A 16,025-nucleotide genomic window follows, 5' to 3' on the forward strand; every position below is an offset into this window, starting at 1 on the left:
GGGCGGAGCGGCGGGTCAGCGGAACGCCAGGGCGGCGCGGCGGCGCAGGGGCCGGGCGAACAGCTCGGCAAGATCGGCCGCCTGGTCGATGCCGTGGATCGGGCTGAACACCAGCTCGATCGACCACTTGGTGGCGATGCCCTCGGCCTCGAGCGGATTGGCCAGACCGAGCCCGCAGACCACCAGATCGGGATGGGCGGCGCGCACCCGCTGCAGCTGGTTCTCCACGTGCTGTCCCTCGCTCAGCCGGGTGCCGGCCGGCAGCAGGGCCAGCTCCTCGGCCATCAGCTGCCGATCCAGATAGGGGGTGCCCACCTCCACCAGCTCCATGCCGCATTCGCGGCTCAGAAACCTGGCCAGGGGGATCTCCAGCTGGGAATCGGGCAGCAGGAAGAGACGTTTGCCCGCCAATGTCTCCCGGTGGGGAGCCAAGGCGCGCTGGCCCCGCTCCAGCAGCGGATCGAGCACCTCGGCCACGCGGGCCGGCGCCACGCCGAAGGCGGCGGCCGCCGCCGCCATCCAGGCGCGGCTGCCCTCCACGCCGAAGGGGTAGGGGGCGCGGATCAGCTCGGCGCCGCGATCCACCAGGGCCCGCGCCGTGCCGGAGAGGAAGGGCTGGGCGAGCAGCAGCCTGGTGCCGGGCCCCACGGCCGGCAGCTCGCTGGAGCGCCGCGGCGGCAGGCTCACCACCCGCTCGATGCCCATCCTGCGGAACAGGCCGATCAGGCGGTCTTCCACCGCATCGGCCAGGGTGCCCACGATCAGCAGCTGGCTCTCCTCGCCGCGGGGCATCAGCGGGATCAGGGCCTGCAGGGCGCCGTCCTCACCCTGGGTGAAGGTGGTCTCGATGCCGCTGCCGCTGTAGTTGAGCACCGTCACGCGGCCGGCGTGCTGGCGGTTGAGCCGTTCGGCCGCCTTGGCCAGATCCAGCTTGATCACCTCGCTGGGGCAGCTGCCCACCAGGAAGAGGGTGCGGATCTCGGGGCGGCGCTCCAGCAGCTGGGCCACCAGCCGGTCGAGTTCCTCGTTGGCGTCGGCCAGGCCGGCCAGGTCGCGCTCCCCCAGGAGCGCCGTGCCGAAACGGGGCTCGGCGAAGATCATCACACCGGCGGCGCTCTGGATCAGGTGGGCGCAGGTGCGCGAGCCCACCACCAGGAAGAAGGCGTCGGGCATGCGCCGGTGCAGCCACACGATCGAGGTGAGGCCGCAGAACACCTCGCGCTGGCCGCTCTCGCGCAGCACCTCGCCGGGCAGGGGCGAATCGGCCGGGACCGCCGGTGCGACCGTCAGGGAAGGTGCAACCGTCATGGAACGGCTCCTCAATGCCGACAACCCATCAGGGCTACCTGCGCCGCCGCCGCGCCAGTGGATTGCACCTACAAATGTTTGAACAAGCTGTGCGGAACCAGCCACAGTTCCAGGGCGCTGCGGCGGCGGCAGCCATAACCTGGGCGCCACTGATCCGGATGACCGGGTCCGGATTCCATGGCAGTGCAGCGCCGGCGGCGTCCTCCCTCCACCCGCATCCGCCGGCCCTGGCGGGCGCCGCCGCCCTGGCCGTGCTGGTGAATCTGGGGGCTGCGGGCTACCACCTCACCGAGGGCTGGGACTGGGGTGACTGCTACTGGATGGTGCTGATCACCCTCAGCACGCTCGGCTTCAGCGACGCCAGCACCAAGGTGCTCAGCGGGCCGGGCCGGCTGGTGACCACCCTGCTGCTGCTCGGCGGCCTGGTGGTGGTGCAGATCAGCATCCAGGGGGTGCTGGGCCTCTCCGAATCCGGATACTTCCGGAGGCTGCGCGAACGCCGCTTCCGTCGCTGGCTGAACACCATGCAGAACCATGTGATTCTCTGCGGCTACGGCCGCATCGGCCGCGAAATCGCCGCCCAGGTCACCCGCGAGGGGGTCGAGCTGCTGGTGGTCGACACCGACCCCGGTCGCCGCGAAGCCGCCGAGGAGGACGGGCTGGCGGTGCTGATGGCCGACGCCACCCTCGATGAGACCCTCGTGGAGGCGGGCGTGCACCGCTGTCGCTCCCTGGTGGCAGCCCTGCCCAGCAATGCCGCCAACCTCTATGTGGTGCTCAGCGCCCGGGGCCTGTCACCCCGCTGCCGGCTGATCGCCCGGGCCGACGGCGACGAGGCGACCCGCAAGCTGCGGCTGGCCGGCGCCGACGAGGTGGTGAGCCCCTATGTGAGCGGCGGCCGCATGATGGGCCGCCACGGCCCTGCGCCCCCTGGCCGTGACCTTCATGGATCTGCTCGCCGGCAGCGACTGCGAGGTGGAGGAGTTCCAGCTCAGCGACGATCCGCAGGCCCTCGGCGAGCTCAACGGCGCCAGCCTCGGCGAGCTGCAGCTGGGCCGCCGCACCGGCGCCTGGTGCTGGCGATCCGGCCGCCGGAGACGGCGCGGCGGACGGCCACCCAGTACCGCGGCGCCAGCTACGGGCCCGAGCCCGAGCGACTGATCGCCAATCCCGGCCGGAGGTGCGGTTGGCCCCGGGCCAGATGCTGGTGGTGCTCGGCAGCAAGCAGCAGCTCGAGCAGGTGGTGGAGCTGCTCGGCCCGGCCCTGCAGAGCGTGGATCAGATGGCCGGCTGATGCTCCCGGGTCCGCCGCTGGTGCTGGTGCACGGGCTGTGGGATTCGCCGCGTCAGTTTCGCCATCTCGAGCGGACGCTCGACGGCCGCCGCCAACCGCTGCTGGTGCCCGATCTGCCCCATGGGCTGGGCGGCAGCCCGATCGAGGCCCTGGCCGATCGACTCGGCAGCCGCATCGAGGCGGCCTTCGGGCCCGATGCCCCGATCGACCTGCTGGGCTTCTCGATGGGGGGCGTGATCGCCCGCACCTGGATCCAGCTGCTGGGAGGCCATCGCCGCACCCGCCGCTTCCTCAGCGTGGGCAGCCCCCAGCAGGGCAGCCTCACAGCCCTGCCCTGGCCGAGGCGCCTGCTGGCCGGCATCGCCGACATGAAACCCGGCAGCCCCCTGCTGCAGCGTCTCAACGGCGATCTGCACGCGCTCGAAACGATCGAGTGCAGCAGCTACTACTGCGCCGCCGATCTGATGGTGGTGCCGGGCTGGCGGGCCGTGCTGCCGCGCGGCCGGCGGATCCTGCTGCCGGTGCTCACCCACCGGCAGCTGATCAGGCACCCCATGGCCCTCGAGCTCCTGGTCGCCGACCTGCTGAAGCCCTGAGCGCTCAGGCGGCTGGCGCGGCGGCCAGGGCACTGGCGAGTCGCTCGGCGCTGCGCAGCGCCCCTTCGATCCGGCCGAAGCCGGGCCCGGCCACGTAGTCGCCACAGAATCCCACCCCGCTGGCGGCGCAGACGCACAGCTCGCTGGGCAGACCGGGAGCCACCGGGAAGGCCGCCCCCCAGCGCATCAGCTGGCGGTCGGCCCCCTCCAGGGAGGGGGAACCGAGCCACGGCTGCAGTGCCTGCAGCAGCTGCTGTTCGAGGGCGGCCATGGCGGTGGCCAGACGCTCCCGGTCGGGGGGCAGACCCAGCAGACGCGCCACCGCCGAGTGCTCGCCATAGAGGCTGAGATGGTCGGCCGCGAAGGTGCGGCTGGAGTGGGCCACCACGGCGCAGCGGCCATCGCTGAGGGGCTGGATCAGCACCCGCTGCAGGCCCCAGCGCTGCTGCGCCGCCGGGTCGAACTGGAGCAGATCGAAGGGCAGGGCCCGCCAGGCGGCGGCAGCCGCCGCCGGCAGCACCAGCAGCAGGTTGCTGCGGGCCTCGAAGCGGATGCCGGCGATCGTGGCCAGCACGTGATCGAGCTGGAGGTCGCCCAGTTCGGCGGCGACCCGCCGCAGCGGCACCGCCGACCAGCCCAGCAGCGCCTGGCTGCGGGGATGGGCCAGCAGGGTGCTGCTCAGCACCAGCCAGTCGGCCTCCTGCAGCACACCGCCCTCGGCATCGCACAGCTGCCAGCGGCCGGCGCCATCCACGCTGAGATCCCGCACCAGGCTGTTGAAGTGGGATTCCACTGCGGGCCCCGCCAGATCGAGCAGCCCACGACAGAGCTGCTCCATGCCTCCGCGACCGCGGTAAAGCCGACCGGCGAGCAGGCCATCGGCGCTGCCCTGGCTGAGATGCGCCTCTCCCTGAAGGGTGGCCACCCGGAGCTCGCAGGGCTCGATCCAGCCGCCGGCGAGCAGCGGTTCGAGCAGCTGCGGCGGCGGCTCGGCCGTGAGATTGAGCAGCGGAGCGCCATGGTCGATCACCAGAGCCGCATCGCCCCGCGATCGCCGGCTGCCGGAGCGCCCTCCCGGGCCGCGACCGATCTCCCAGAGGCTCAGGCTGGCCTCGCAGCCGAGCTGACGCAGGGCCGCCACAAAGCCGCAACCCGCCACCCCGGCGCCGATCACGGCGATCGATCGGGGTGGGCGGGAACGCATCCGCAGGGCGCAGCGCAGAGACCATCCTCAGGATGGCAAGGTCCTCAGGATGGCAAGCCTGCCGGCCGGCTCCTCAAGGGCCTTGAACAGCCACTTCAGAATGTCTTAAGGTTGTTCCAGAACGTGCATGGCAGTGCTGTGAACGAGAACCACCCGGTGCTCTTTGCGCTCGGCGCCCAGCTGCAGGCCCTGCGCGAGGCCTACTCGCGCGATCCCAGCGAGCACAACCGCTATCACCTGGTTCGCCTGGAGAGCCTGATTCAGCAATGGGCGCCCGGCCAGGTCGCGGCGTTCAACTGAATCGCCTGTCGCGGCCCTGCATCACAGAGCATCCGCCTCCGAGCACCTCGGCAGCCCGATGGTCTGAAGCTCCTTCAGACTTCAGGGTCAGCGGCAGCATCACACCTTGACCAACTGGTGGCACTGGAGCGCCTCCGAGACCTCGATCCACGGANGCTTCGCGGTGATCGGCGTGGGCCGCTTCGGGGCCGCCGTGTGCAGCGAACTCTGCAAGGCCGGCGCCGACGTGCTGGCGATCGATTCCAGCCAGCGGGCGATCGATGCCCTGCGCCAGATCGATCCCGCCATCGAGGCCCGCGTGGTCGACTGCACCGATGAGGAGGCCCTCCGTGCCGCGGGCGTTCTCGACGTGAGCACCGTGGTGGTGGCGATGAGCGAACCGATCGAGGCCAGCGTCACCGCCACCCTGATCGCCAAGGACAGCGACGGCACCCGCGTGAAGCAGGTGATCGCCCGCGCCACCAGCGACCTGCACATGAAGATGCTGCAGCGGGTCNGCGCCGACCGGGTGATCTTCCCCTCCAAGATGCAGGGCCAGCGCCTCGGCATGGAACTGGTGCGCCCCAACCTGCTCGAGCGCCTGCGCCTCGACGACCGCAACAGCATCGAGGNAATCCGCGTGCCNGGCTCCTTCGTGGGCCATTCCCTGCGCGATCTCAACCTGCGCAAGAACTACAACGTGAGCGTGCTGGCCGCCGGCCCCGACAACGACCTTACCGTCAATCCCCCCGCTTCCCACGTGCTCGAAGCCGGCGAGCTGCTGGTGGTGATGGGAAGCAGCGAACACCTGGCCAGCCTGCCCGGCGCCTAGATCGTAAAGAATTAAACGTTACAAACGCCGAGATGTCGCCATGACTACAAGCCGGGGGCTGCACCTCTGTCGATGGTGGCGGATGTCCCTCATGAGAGGTATTGACTGTGTGGCTCATTGCCCAAACAGCCGGCAGAGGTTCAACACCGCTGTCGGTCTTTGATCGCTTTCGACGCAGGGTGCTGGCGAAGGTTCAGGAGCCTGAACTGAAGCGCTCAGCCATGCTGCTGCTGGCCGTCGGTGCCGGCCTGCTCCCCCTGATGGCCGGCTCGGCCAAGGCCGCCCTCACGAAGGTGCCCACGGATGGCGCCGACACTCTGCTGATGCTGATGGGCTCGGCTCTGGTGCTGCTGATGACCCCCGGCCTGGCGTTCTTCTATGGCGGCTTCACCCGCGCCAAGAACGTGCTCAACACGATGATGATGAGCTTCTTCCTGATGGGGCTCATCGGCGTGCTCTGGGTGGTGGTGGGCTACAGCCTCGCTTTCGGCACCGGCTTCGAGAACCCCTTCATCGGCGGCCTCGAGTACATGTGGATGAACGGTGTGGGCGGGCCCCTGGGTGACGCCCCATTGGCGGATGGTTTCGCCATCAGCGGCACGTCCTTTGCCCTCTTCCAGGGCATGTTCGCGATCATCACTCCGGCCCTGATTTCGGGTGCCGTGGTTGAACGCATCAACTTCAAGGCCTGGTTCTGGTTCTGCCTGCTCTGGAGCCTGTTGGTCTATAGCCCCATGGCCAAAATGGTGTGGGGTGGTGGCTATCTCGGAAGCTTCGGAATCGGCGCGATCGATTTTGCCGGGGGCACGGTCGTTCACATCGCCTCAGGTGTGGCCGCTCTGGTGGCAGCTGTCGTCGTCGGCCCCCGCACCGGCTATCCAGACAGCATCCGTCCACCCCACAACGTGACCCACATCCTGCTGGGGGCCGGGCTGCTGTGGTTCGGCTGGTTCGGTTTCAACGGTGCCAGCTACTTTGCCGCCAAGGGAGCGGGATTCTCCTTCCTGACCACCACAACGAGCGCCTCGGCCGGCATGCTCACCTGGTGCCTGATCGAGTGGTTCAGGGCCGGCAAACCCAGTGCCGTGGGCGCCGCCAGTGGAGCCGTGGCTGGTCTTGTGGGCATCACCCCTGCCGCCGGTTTCGTCTACATTCCCCAATCGCTTCTGATTGGAGCTGTCACGGCAACGGCCTGCTTCATTGCCGTTCAGTTATCCGGCTTCGGCGGCTACGGCGGCACCAGAAAACAGAAGCTGGATGAATCCCTCGATGCCTTCTCCGTGCACGGGGTTGGCGGCACAGTGGGAGCTCTGCTCACAGGAATCCTGGCTGCCAAGGAGCTTGTGCCCGCCGATTACTTCCCAGTTTCCGCAGAGCTACTGGCAAACGGGGGCAACTTCGCCCTGTTCCTTGTCCAGCTCAAGGCCGTCGTGATCACCTATGGCTTTGTGGGCCTCGGAACGGTCATCATTCTGAAGTGCCTTGGCGCCTTCATGCCGCTGCGTGTCACGCCTGAGGATGAAGAGCGAGGGATCGACTTCGTCGCCCATGGCGAAGAGGCCTACGACCCAATGACCAACTGAGGAGCACCCCGACATGAAACAGATCACTGCCATGGTGCGTCCCTCCAAGGTGGACGCGGTCAAGAATGCCCTTGTCGCCATCGACGTGGTCGGCATGACCGTCAACGACGTCCGCGGCTTCGGCCGCCAGAAAGGTCAGGTGGAGCGGTACCGCGGCAACGCGTTCACCGTGGAGTTCCTCGCCAAGATTCGGGTCACCACCGTGGTGCCCGACGACAAGGTGGAGGCGGCGATCACCGCCATCACCGAAGCGGCTCGCACGGGCGAGATCGGCGACGGCAAGATCTTCATCACCCCCGTGGAGGACGCCGTGCGCATCCGTACCGGGGAGCGCGGCGGCGCGGCCCTCTGAGCCTCCTCAGCGGGGCTCGGATGGCACCGCCCTAGGAGGCTGCTGAAAACTGGTCCAGCCGCGGGAGAATGGCCCAACGGCACTGAGCGGATGCGCGGCCAGCAGGAACGCACCGGTCCTCTGTTCTCCTACGTCTCCACAGAAGAGCGGATCCCCAAGGCCCATCCCCTGCGGCAGGTGCGGCGGCTGGCCGATCAAGCCCTGGATCGCCTCAACCCCACCTTCTGCAGGCTCTACCCCGAGGGTGGGCGCCCCTCGATCCCGCCGGAGCAGCTGCTGCTGGCCCTGTTGCTGCAGGCGATCTACGGCATCCGCTCGGAGCGGATGCTGATCGAGCAACTGGACTACAACCTGCTGTTTCGCTGGTTGTCGGCCTCAACCCGGACGATCCCGTCTGGCATCCCACCACATTCACCAAGAACCGCGACCGGCTGCTCAACGAGGAGCTGATGGCGATGTTCCTGGAGCTGCTGCTGGCCTCGCCGGAGGTCAAGCCGCTGCTGAGCTCCGAGCACTTCTCGGTGGATGGCACCCTGCTGCGGGCCTGGGCCTCGCACAGCTCGCTGGAGCGGATCGACGGAGGCGATGACGATCCGCCACCGCCCAGTGGCGGCAATGGGTTTTGGCTCAGGCTCCGCCAAGGGGAAGAAGCGGGCCAAAGGAGATTTCCGCGGTCTGCTGCTCTCCAACCAGACCCACCGCTCCCGCAGTGACGGCGAAGCCCGGCTGTTCCGCAAGTCCAATGGCACTGGGGCGTTCCTCAGCTACCTGGGCCATTGCCTCATGGAGAACCGCCATGGCCTGGTGGTGGCCAGCGAGGTGACCCAGCCGATGGCTACGGCGAGCGTTCGGCAGCGGTGCGGATGGCGAGTTCGCTCCCCGGCGCTCACCAAAAGACACTGGGAGCCGACAAGGGCTACGACACCAGGGATTTTGTCGCCGACGTCCGCTTTGCCGGCATCACGCCGCATGTGGCGCAGAACATTCAGGCGCGTCGCCGCTCCGCCATCGACGGGCGAACCGTTCGGCATCAGGGCTACGGCAAGTCGATCAACGCAAGGAAGCGGATCGAGCAGGTGTTTGGCTGGATCAAACAGGCCGCGGGGCTGCGGCAGCTCAAGGCCCGAGGTCGATCCCGGGTCGGAGCGGTGTTCCGGTTGCATGTGGTGGCCTACAACCTGATCCGTCTGGCCAACCTGCTCAGCCCGAGGGGGGCGCTGGCATGAAACGGGCAAAGCAAGGCGAGAAGGCAGATCAGCGCCCGGACCCCCGTGCAGAGGTCCGGAGACCCCGCCCGCTTTGCAGGACAACGCTGCCGATTGGCGCAGCGACGGGCCGGTCAGAACAAGTCGGAGTGGCGAGACTCGGATTGGCGGGTATTTCAGCAGCCTCCTAGTGTCCCGTCCCGGAGATTTGCGAACAAAGTCGCTGGAGCTTCTCCAGGATTGAATCCGCGGTTGCGGTCCAGTTGAACGGCGCTTTGGTCTTGTTGTAGGCGGCCACGAACTGCTCGATCTTGGCGATCAGCTCCTTGACGCTGGAGAAGCTGCCGCGCCGGATCGCCCGCTGGGTGATGATCCCGAACCAGCGCTCCACCTGGTTCAGCCAGGAGGCGTATGTGGGCGTGTAGTGCACGTGGAAGCGGGGCCTCTGCGCCAGCCACGCCCTGACCTTGGCGTGCTTGTGGGTGCAGTAGTTGTCCACGATTAGATGTACGTCCAAGTGCTCTGGCACTGACGTCTCGATCTGGCGCAGGAAGCCCAGGAACTCCTGGTGCCGGTGGCGGGGCTTGCATTGGGTGATCACCTCGCCGGTGGCGACGTCCAGGGCGGCGAACAGGGTGGTGGTGCCGTGGCGGATGTAGTCGTGAGTGACGCCTTCCACGTAGCCCAGACCCATGGGCAGGAGCGGCTGGGTGCGGTCCAGGGCCTGGATCTGCGTCTTCTCGTCGACGCAGAGCACCATCGCCTTGTCCGGCGGGTTCAGGTACAAGCCAACGATGTCCCGGACCTTCTCAACAAAGAAGGGGTCGGTCGAAAGCTTGAAATGCTTCTGGCGGTGGGGCTGCACCGAGAAGGTCTGCAGCCAGCGGTGGACCGTGGTCTTGGAGATCCCAGTCGCTGCAGCCAAAGTCCGAGCGCTCCACTGGGTGCTGCCATCGGTTGGCTTGGTCTGCAGGGCCCGGTTGATGACCTCTGCCACCTTGTCGTCCTCGTAGGTGCGGGGCCGGCCAGGACGCAGTTCGTCATGAAGGCCCTCGATGCCCAGATCGAGGTAGCGCTGCCGCCATTTGCCCACCGTTGAGCCGCGGACTCCAAATTGCTTGGCGACAGCGGTGTTGGTGTCACCAGCAGCGCAGGCCAGCACGATCTGCGCCCGCTGAACGATCGAATGCGGCAAGGTCCTTGATCCAGCCAGGCTCTGGAGCTGGCTGGTCTCATCAGCCGACAGCTCCAGGGGAGCCATGGGGCGACCAGTCGGCATGAAACGACTCCCCGAGGAGACACTTCATATTCTACCGGCTATTTGCGGGACGGCACACTAGCGATCGCCGGGATCGCCCGATGGGGTATCGGGAGCAGGGCTCTCCTCCTCGCCTGCCCGCAGGATCAACCAGATGCCCAGTAGCAGGAACCCCACCGCCGCCGCCAGCTGCAGCAGGTTGGTGGGGATCACGGCCGAGAGGGAACCGCCGGCCCCGGCTCCCAGCAGGCTGGCCAGCACCAGGGCCGCCGAACTCCCCGCGAACACCGCTCCAGGTCGGGTGGAGGTACCGCTGATCGTGACGATCGCCAGCTGGGTCTTGTCACCCAGCTCCGCCAGAAACACGGTGGCGAAGGTGGAGGCGAGCAGCGAGAGATCCATGGTCACTGAGCTCCTGGCTGGCGGTGCGGATCAGGTCAGCGGCAGATCGAGGCTCGGAGTGCCCAGCTGGAGCACGGCCTGGCGGCCCAGCCACAGCCCCAGACCCACCATCAGGATGCCTGCCAGCCGTTCCAGTTGCCGTGCGGGCATGATCCGGGCCAGCCAGCGGCCCAGCAGAACCCCCACGAGGCTGGAGCAGATCAGCGCCAGCGAGGCGCCCACGAACACCAGCAGCGGCCGGCCTGACTGGGCCGAGAGCAGCAGGGCGGCCAGCTGGGTCTTGTCGCCCAGTTCGGCCAGGAACACGGTCGTGAAACTGGCCACGAAGGCCGCTCCCCAGCTGCCGGCCCGCTGGGCAGGGGCTGATCCGTCGGTGTCGCTGGTCATGACTGCTGACGAAGGGCGCGCAGGAAGCGTTTCATCTCCCTGCTCCGACCGCCATATTCGCTGCGGATATGCTGCAGGCAGCAGTGGATGGCCAGGGCGTCAGCGTCGGCCGGCTCCCTATCCGTGCTGCCGAAGAGGCTGATCAGATTGGCCACCCGGCAGAAGTCGGGGCGTTCCTCGTAGATGCGGCAGCGCCGGCCACCGCTGTCGTAGTGGATGCACCAGCCGTCGCTTCCCACCAAGGCCAGGTAGCGCTCGCGCTGTTCCGGGCTCAGGGCCTCGAGGGCCTCCGGTCGCTGGCCGGGATCGAGCCGGCAACAGGCACCGCAGCCCTCGATGCACCGCCAGCTCGGCCCGCTGCGGGAGGGGCTCATCGGTAGGGCGCACAACACTGCTCCCATTCAGACATGGCACGCGAGAGACGCCAGGTCAGCCACGTCATGGCCCCGGTGGCGCTCCGGCCTGCTNGTGACAAGCCGTCACAGTGGATCGCCCCGCCTGGCGGAGCCTGNCCCCCGACCGCCTACCCTGCGCCACAGCGCCTCTGCACCGGAGCAGGCTTCCATGGGAATCGATTTCCACCTGATCGCCAACTTCGCCGCCCTGGCACTGATCACCCTGCCGGCCCGGCCGTGATCTTCATCCTCTTCTACCGCCGCGGTGCTCTCTGAAGCGGCGACCGGCGTCGCTGAGCCCGTGGATCAGCGCTGCTGCTGTTGGTCCAACAGGGCCCTGTAGATCGGCCTGGGCTGGATCCAGCGGCCCACCGTGGCGCCCACCACGGCACTGACCAGAACGCCCAGCAGCCACTGCTGGTCACCGACCATTCGCAGGGCGAACAGCACGGTCATCAGCGGCAGCTGAGTGGAACCGGCCAGACCCCCCGCCATGCCGAGGGCCAGGCCGAGCTCGGGATTGCCCCCTCCGAGCTCCATCAGGCCATAGCCGACCAGGCTTCCCAGGCCGAAGGCCGGGTCGATCAGACCGCCGGGAACCTCTGCGGCAAGAGCCAGCACCGGCCCGATCAGGCGGCAGACCAGAACCAGCAGCCAGCGCAGGATGCCTGACCAGGCCTGAGCCTCGGTGGACGGCACCGGCAGCTGGACCGGGGCATCGGAGAGCAGCTGCCGCATCAGCGCTTCGCCGTCGCCGCCGCTCCAGCCGCCGCTGAGCAGGATCATCAGCGTGAGGCAGCCCCCCAGGCCGAGTCCCCAGGTCAGCGGGCGCCGCCGGAGCGGTTGCTGCAGGATGCGACCCGCTCTGAGCAGCAGCCAGGCCATCAGTCCTCCCAGGCCGCCCGCCCCGGCCCCGATCAGCACGCCCCAGAACAGCTGCAGCCATTCCGGTTCGGTGGTGGACAGCACTCCCAGGTCGTAGAGAGGCATGCCGGCCAGGTTGCTGACCAGGGCCGCCGCGGCACAGACCAGCGCGGTGGGCCAGAGCAGGCCGGCCTGGTACCGGCCCACTAGCTCCTCCAGCACGAACACCGAGCCCATCAGGGGACTGTTGAAACCGCCGGCGAGCCCGGCGCCCGCCCCGATCGCCACAAGGGTGCGCCTGTCCAGCTGCGGCAGCAGCCGGGGCCATCGCTCCTGCACGCCCCGTGCCACGGCGCTGCCAAGCTGCACCAGGGGGCCTTCGCGGCCCAGCGGCATCAGCGCCAGGCTGGCCCCGATCCAACCCAACAGCCTGGCCAGGGTGGTCCTCCAGCCCAGCAGATCGGCTGTCCGGTCGGGATGCTCCAGGCTCTCGATCGTCTGGGGGATGCCGGATCCGGTGGCCTCCCGCAGGGGCCCGGACTGCAGGAGCAGCAGCAGCGGCATCGCTGCGGTCGGGGCCACGGCCAGCAGCAGTCCCGCCAGGCTCCAGCCCGTGCCCGTCCAGGCCGGCAGCAGGGTCAGCAGCCGGTCCTGCAGATGGTCGATGGCATTGAGGGGCCAGCAGGCCAGCCCGACCATCCCGCCCAGCAGCAGCAACCGCAGCAGCCGGATCGGAGCGTGGCGATGATCCCCTGCCGCTGCGCCGCTCATGGCTCAGGCCGCCAGTCCGAGGGCGGTGGCTGCCTCCTCGAGCAGCGAGCGCAGATAGGGATGGCTCAGCTCCCCATCGCTGCGGATCTCCTCGCCGGCGGCATTGCGAACCACAACGCTGCTGCCCTCCCGCCGGCACCAGTAGAGCCGCTGGCGACGCTGCAGCACCACCTCCTCGCCGCTCTCAGCACACCCTGCCGGCCGCAGGCCGACCAACTCCAGCTGCAGTCTCTCCTCACCCTGCCAGCGGTCCAGACGCAGCCGGTAGGCCGCGTCGACCACGGCGGGGAGATCGGTGGTGCCGTGCCAGTTCCAGCCGATCGCCCGGAGACGGCGCTCCCCCTGACCCAGCTCGAGCTGCAGATGGCCGCCCCGCAGCAGCCGCTGGCTCAGCACGGAGCAGCGGCGGCTCCAGTAGACGGGCTGGGGGTGGCCGATGCCGAAGGGCTCCAGCCGCTGCTGCTGACGGAGCAGTTCCCTGTCGATCTGCTCGAAGCCGAGCAGAGCCTCCGGTTCCACGGGCTGGCCGGCCCCCTCGTGCTCCAGCCAACCCCGGGCCAGGCTGTTGAGGCGCTCGTGCAGCGCGGCCAGGTTCTCGGCCCGCACGCTGAAGCCACCGGCGGCGGGATGCCCCCCGAACCGTTCCAGCAGGTCGGCACAGCCGGCCAGGGCCTGATCCAGCGGCGAAGCCGCGCGGCGCCGCACGGACGCCCGCAGCCGCCCACCCCCCTCGCTGGCGAGCAGGGCGGTGGGGCGACCCAGCCGTTCCATCAGCCGCGCCGCGACGATGCCGATCACACCGTGGTGCCAGTGGCTCTGGGCCAGCAGCACGAACGGGCTGCCGTGAGCACCGTCGGCCTCCAGCAGGGCCAGGGCCTCGGCCTCGATTGCCTGGCAGAGTTCGCGGCGTTGGCGGTTGAGCGCTTCGCACTCCCGGGCAAGGGCCAGGGCCGTCTCGCCATCGGCGCTGGTGAGCAGCTCCACCACCAGCGTGGGGTCGCCGAGGCGGCCCACGGCATTGATGCGTGGCGCCAGCTGGAAGCCCACGGTCTGAGCGTCCAGGGGCCGCTCATCGATGCCGGCCAGCCTCTGCAGCGCCTGCAGGCCGGGCAGGGGGCTGCTCTGAAGGTGGGGCAGGCCATCCAGCAGCCAGCGTCGGTTGACCCCCAGCAGGGGCGCCATGTCGGCGATCGTGCCGATGCAGAACAGATCGCGGGCCACCACCAGTTCGTCGCGACGCCGCATCGCGCCGCAGAGGGCGCCCGCCAGCACATAGGCCAGCCCCACACCCGCCAGCCCCCGATAGGGGGAGTGCTCGGGGGTGACGGCCGGATGCAGCAGGGCCAGATGGGGCGGCAGCTCGGGGGGAAGGCTGTGGTGGTCCGTGAGGATCACCTCCACCCCCAGTTCCCTGGCCCGCTCCAGCGCGGCGTGGGCGCTCACCCCGTTGTCGACTGTGATCAGCAGCCCCACACCTGCTGCGGCCTGCTCCTCGACCATCGCCACGTTGAGCCCGTAGCCGTCGCTCTGGCGGCTGGGGATGGCCGCCCGCGGTGCGGCCCCGAGCCGCTGCAGCACCCCCACCAGCAGAGCGGTGCTGGTCATCCCGTCGGCGTCGTAGTCACCGCAGATGGTGACCGCTTCCGCCTGGCGGCAGGCCTGTTGCAGCCGCCGCACGGCTTTGGGCAGATCGGCGAAGTGCTCAGCCGGCGGCGGCACCGCCGGTGGATCCAGCAGTTCGGCCACCGCGGCGGCCGACAGCAGTCCGCGCCGGGCGAGCACCGCCAGCAGCGGTTCCGGCAGAGGCGCCAGCCCGGCGGGGTTGAGGGCCTCGAGCGGGCCGTCGAGGGCGAGTCGGCCCAGCGGGATGGGCAGCTGCCAGCGTTGCACGTGCGGATCGGCGGGCAACGGCGGTGGCGTTTCGATGCGCGCCCATTGTGGATGCCTTGCCGGCTCCCGTCAGGTGCGTCCCGGGGGAGGAGACTGGCCCCGTTCTCCAGTGCCAGTGAACCGGCGCCCATGGCCCTGCACGCGTTGCTCTGGGACGTGGACGGCACGCTGGCGGAGACCGAGCGTGACGGTCATCGCCGCGCCTTCAACCGCGCCTTCGCCGAGGCCGGTCTGCCGCTGCACTGGGATGCCGACGCCTACGGCTCCTGGCTGGGCATCAGCGGCGGGGCCGAACGCATCCGGGCAGCCTTGCAGCAGCACGAGGGGACCGAGCCGTCCCCGGAGCGGGTGACGGCTCTGCAGGCGGCCAAGCAGCGGCACTACGCCGCGCTGATGGGGGCGGGAGACCTCCGCCTGCGCCCCGGTGTGACGGACCTGATCCGTGAGGCGTCGGCTGCGGGGCTGGAGCAGGTGATCGTGACCACCAGCGGCCGCCCGGCCGTGGAGGCCCTCATGGGCCGTTTGCTGGGCGGCCTGGCCGATGCCTTCGGCTTCTGGGTCTGCGGTGAGGATGTGCGCCGCAAGAAGCCCGACCCCGAGGCCTATCTCCAGGCTCTGGAGCGGCTGGGCCGCCGCCCCGATCAGGTGATCTGCCTGGAGGATTCCCCGGCGGGCCTGGCTGCGGCCACCGCCGCCGGTCTGCCCTGCCTGGTCAGCCTCAGCCACTACGCCAGCCGAGAGGATCCGGAGTCATTCCGCGCTGCCCGCGCCGTGGTCAGCGAACTTGGCCCCGCTGCAGCGTGGTGCGCGGCCCGGCTTGTCAGCCAGGGCGGATCACGCTCTCCTATCTGGAACGCCTGCTCTGATCCCCTGACCCTGCAGCACACCCGCTTCAAGCGCCTCAGCGACCAGGTCGGTCTGCTGCTTCTGGGCGTGCTGCGCGGCAACTGGCGGTATCGCAGCGCCGTGTTGCTGGCCCTGCTGGTCGGCTTCTACCTGGGGGGCAATCTCACCAGCTTCGTGCTGATGCGCTTCCCCGGCGGCCGACCGCTGCTGGTGCTCAGCCTGGTGGTGCTGCTCGAACTGGTGGTGCGGGTGAGGGGCCGCTGGCTGCGGGGTGATCCCGGTCCGGGATGGTTGATCGCCGACAACCTGCGCATCGGGTTTGTGTATTCGATCGTGCTCGAAGCCTTCAAGCTGGGGACCTGATGGCTCCCCCTTCGCTTCCGGAACCGCGGCTCGACCCGACGCTGCTGCAGGGTTTCGTGCTGCCGCTGCTGGCCAGCCTGGAAGGGCTGGCCGCCTCGGGGCAGCGCGGGGTGGTGGCTCTCAACGGACCGGTGGGAGCCGGCAAGACGACGCTGTGCCGTGAGCTGGAGCGGCGGGCTGCCGAACGGGGCTTCCG

At 69.2% G+C, this 16,025-nt stretch carries 14 protein-coding genes and 3 pseudogenes; 9 read left to right on the forward strand and 8 right to left on the reverse strand.

Annotation, left to right across the window (positions count from 1 at the left end; all coding sequences use genetic code 11):
* Window positions 1–15: 15 nt before the first annotated feature.
* Entirely contained in the window at window positions 16–1,308 is a 1,293-nt protein-coding gene (locus SYNGFB01_RS06830) for a ferredoxin:protochlorophyllide reductase (ATP-dependent) subunit N (RefSeq protein ID WP_369795505.1), read from the reverse strand.
* A 177-nt stretch (window positions 1,309–1,485) separates the two neighbouring features.
* Here SYNGFB01_RS06830 and SYNGFB01_RS06835 point away from each other — a divergent pair.
* Both SYNGFB01_RS06835 and SYNGFB01_RS06840 read left to right on the forward strand, forming a co-directional pair.
* A pseudogene (locus SYNGFB01_RS06835) lies at window positions 1,486–2,602 on the forward strand (TrkA family potassium uptake protein).
* Complete coding sequence (locus tag SYNGFB01_RS06840) at window positions 2,602–3,198, forward strand: triacylglycerol lipase (protein ID WP_048017463.1); 597 nt, start codon at window positions 2,602–2,604, stop codon at window positions 3,196–3,198. Before SYNGFB01_RS06835 ends, SYNGFB01_RS06840 begins: the two are co-directional and overlap by 1 nt.
* A gap of 4 nt (window positions 3,199–3,202) precedes the next feature.
* Here SYNGFB01_RS06840 and SYNGFB01_RS06845 read toward each other — a convergent pair whose 3' ends face one another.
* Window positions 3,203–4,402, reverse strand: a complete 1,200-nt coding sequence (locus SYNGFB01_RS06845) for an NAD(P)-binding protein (protein ID WP_048017464.1) — start codon at window positions 4,400–4,402, stop codon at window positions 3,203–3,205.
* Between the two features lie 111 nt (window positions 4,403–4,513).
* Here SYNGFB01_RS06845 and SYNGFB01_RS14885 point away from each other — a divergent pair, with 111 nt between their 5' ends.
* The 5 genes and pseudogenes from SYNGFB01_RS14885 to SYNGFB01_RS06870 all read left to right on the forward strand — a co-directional run bounded on the left by SYNGFB01_RS14885 (window position 4,514) and on the right by SYNGFB01_RS06870 (window position 8,674).
* Window positions 4,514–4,702 carry a hypothetical protein gene (locus SYNGFB01_RS14885; RefSeq protein ID WP_048017465.1) on the forward strand — a complete coding sequence of 63 codons (189 nt, stop codon included), beginning with the start codon at window positions 4,514–4,516 and terminating at the stop codon, window positions 4,700–4,702.
* A 106-nt stretch (window positions 4,703–4,808) separates the two neighbouring features.
* A complete protein-coding gene (locus SYNGFB01_RS06855) occupies window positions 4,809–5,513 on the forward strand; it encodes a TrkA family potassium uptake protein (protein ID WP_048017466.1) in 705 nt (234 codons plus the stop codon).
* Window positions 5,514–5,692: 179 nt separating this feature from the next.
* The gene (locus SYNGFB01_RS06860; RefSeq protein WP_235299974.1) at window positions 5,693–7,096 is read left to right on the forward strand and encodes an ammonium transporter; all 1,404 of its coding nucleotides are present in this window, start codon (window positions 5,693–5,695) and stop codon (window positions 7,094–7,096) included.
* 13 nt (window positions 7,097–7,109) lie between these two features.
* Window positions 7,110–7,448, forward strand: coding sequence for a P-II family nitrogen regulator (locus SYNGFB01_RS06865; protein WP_048017467.1), 339 nt, complete (start codon window positions 7,110–7,112; stop codon window positions 7,446–7,448).
* 90 nt (window positions 7,449–7,538) lie between these two features.
* Window positions 7,539–8,674: pseudogene (locus SYNGFB01_RS06870) on the forward strand (IS5 family transposase).
* Between the two features lie 166 nt (window positions 8,675–8,840).
* On the opposite strand, the gene SYNGFB01_RS06875 reads toward SYNGFB01_RS06870, so the two are convergent.
* From SYNGFB01_RS06875 to recJ, 6 genes are all read right to left on the reverse strand, one after another.
* On the reverse strand, window positions 8,841–9,932 hold the full coding sequence (locus tag SYNGFB01_RS06875; RefSeq protein WP_048017468.1) for an IS630 family transposase: 1,092 nt from the start codon (window positions 9,930–9,932) through the stop codon (window positions 8,841–8,843).
* 57 nt (window positions 9,933–9,989) lie between these two features.
* Window positions 9,990–10,313, reverse strand: coding sequence for a TMEM165/GDT1 family protein (locus tag SYNGFB01_RS06880; protein ID WP_048017469.1), 324 nt, complete (start codon window positions 10,311–10,313; stop codon window positions 9,990–9,992).
* Window positions 10,314–10,343: 30 nt separating this feature from the next.
* On the reverse strand, window positions 10,344–10,700 hold the full coding sequence (locus SYNGFB01_RS06885) for a TMEM165/GDT1 family protein (RefSeq protein ID WP_082325915.1): 357 nt from the start codon (window positions 10,698–10,700) through the stop codon (window positions 10,344–10,346).
* Window positions 10,697–11,074 (reverse strand): YkgJ family cysteine cluster protein, encoded by a 378-nt coding sequence (locus SYNGFB01_RS06890; RefSeq protein ID WP_048017470.1) that lies wholly within the window; start codon window positions 11,072–11,074, stop codon window positions 10,697–10,699. Before SYNGFB01_RS06890 ends, SYNGFB01_RS06885 begins: the two co-directional genes overlap by 4 nt.
* Window positions 11,075–11,401: 327 nt before the next feature.
* Window positions 11,402–12,730: a chloride channel protein gene (locus SYNGFB01_RS06895; RefSeq protein WP_048017471.1), complete on the reverse strand. Its 1,329-nt coding sequence runs from the start codon at window positions 12,728–12,730 to the stop codon at window positions 11,402–11,404.
* A 3-nt stretch (window positions 12,731–12,733) separates the two neighbouring features.
* Window positions 12,734–14,638, reverse strand: a complete 1,905-nt coding sequence (recJ, locus tag SYNGFB01_RS06900) for a single-stranded-DNA-specific exonuclease RecJ (RefSeq protein WP_048017472.1) — start codon at window positions 14,636–14,638, stop codon at window positions 12,734–12,736.
* Between the two features lie 111 nt (window positions 14,639–14,749).
* Here recJ and SYNGFB01_RS16340 point away from each other — a divergent pair, with 111 nt between their 5' ends.
* Together SYNGFB01_RS16340 and SYNGFB01_RS06915 are read left to right on the forward strand one after the other, a co-directional pair.
* Window positions 14,750–15,829, forward strand: a complete 1,080-nt coding sequence (locus tag SYNGFB01_RS16340) for an HAD-IA family hydrolase (protein ID WP_369795506.1) — start codon at window positions 14,750–14,752, stop codon at window positions 15,827–15,829.
* Window positions 15,829–16,025 (forward strand): annotated as a pseudogene (locus SYNGFB01_RS06915) (hypothetical protein); the annotation flags it as partial. The gene SYNGFB01_RS16340 and the pseudogene SYNGFB01_RS06915, both read left to right, overlap by 1 nt.

Origin of the sequence: Synechococcus sp. GFB01 (genome assembly GCF_001039265.1) — a bacterium.
Taxonomy (GTDB): domain Bacteria; phylum Cyanobacteriota; class Cyanobacteriia; order PCC-6307; family Cyanobiaceae; genus NIES-981.

Bases quoted from the DNA above. Each gene is read 5' to 3' on its own strand.
- SYNGFB01_RS06880 (WP_048017469.1), bottom strand. From the start codon at position 10,313: ATGGATCTCTCGCTGCTCGCCTCCACCTTCGCCACCGTGTTTCTGGCG.
- SYNGFB01_RS16340 (WP_369795506.1), top strand. From the start codon at position 14,750: ATGGCCCTGCACGCGTTGCTCTGGGACGTGGACGGCACGCTGGCGGAG.
- SYNGFB01_RS06885 (WP_082325915.1), bottom strand. From the start codon at position 10,700: ATGACCAGCGACACCGACGGATCAGCCCCTGCCCAGCGGGCCGGCAGC.
- SYNGFB01_RS06895 (WP_048017471.1), bottom strand. From the start codon at position 12,730: ATGAGCGGCGCAGCGGCAGGGGATCATCGCCACGCTCCGATCCGGCTG.
- SYNGFB01_RS06875 (WP_048017468.1), bottom strand. From the start codon at position 9,932: ATGCCGACTGGTCGCCCCATGGCTCCCCTGGAGCTGTCGGCTGATGAG.
- SYNGFB01_RS06865 (WP_048017467.1), top strand. From the start codon at position 7,110: ATGAAACAGATCACTGCCATGGTGCGTCCCTCCAAGGTGGACGCGGTC.
- SYNGFB01_RS06890 (WP_048017470.1), bottom strand. From the start codon at position 11,074: ATGAGCCCCTCCCGCAGCGGGCCGAGCTGGCGGTGCATCGAGGGCTGC.
- SYNGFB01_RS06830 (WP_369795505.1), bottom strand. From the start codon at position 1,308: ATGACGGTTGCACCTTCCCTGACGGTCGCACCGGCGGTCCCGGCCGAT.
- SYNGFB01_RS06845 (WP_048017464.1), bottom strand. From the start codon at position 4,402: ATGCGTTCCCGCCCACCCCGATCGATCGCCGTGATCGGCGCCGGGGTG.
- SYNGFB01_RS06840 (WP_048017463.1), top strand. From the start codon at position 2,602: ATGCTCCCGGGTCCGCCGCTGGTGCTGGTGCACGGGCTGTGGGATTCG.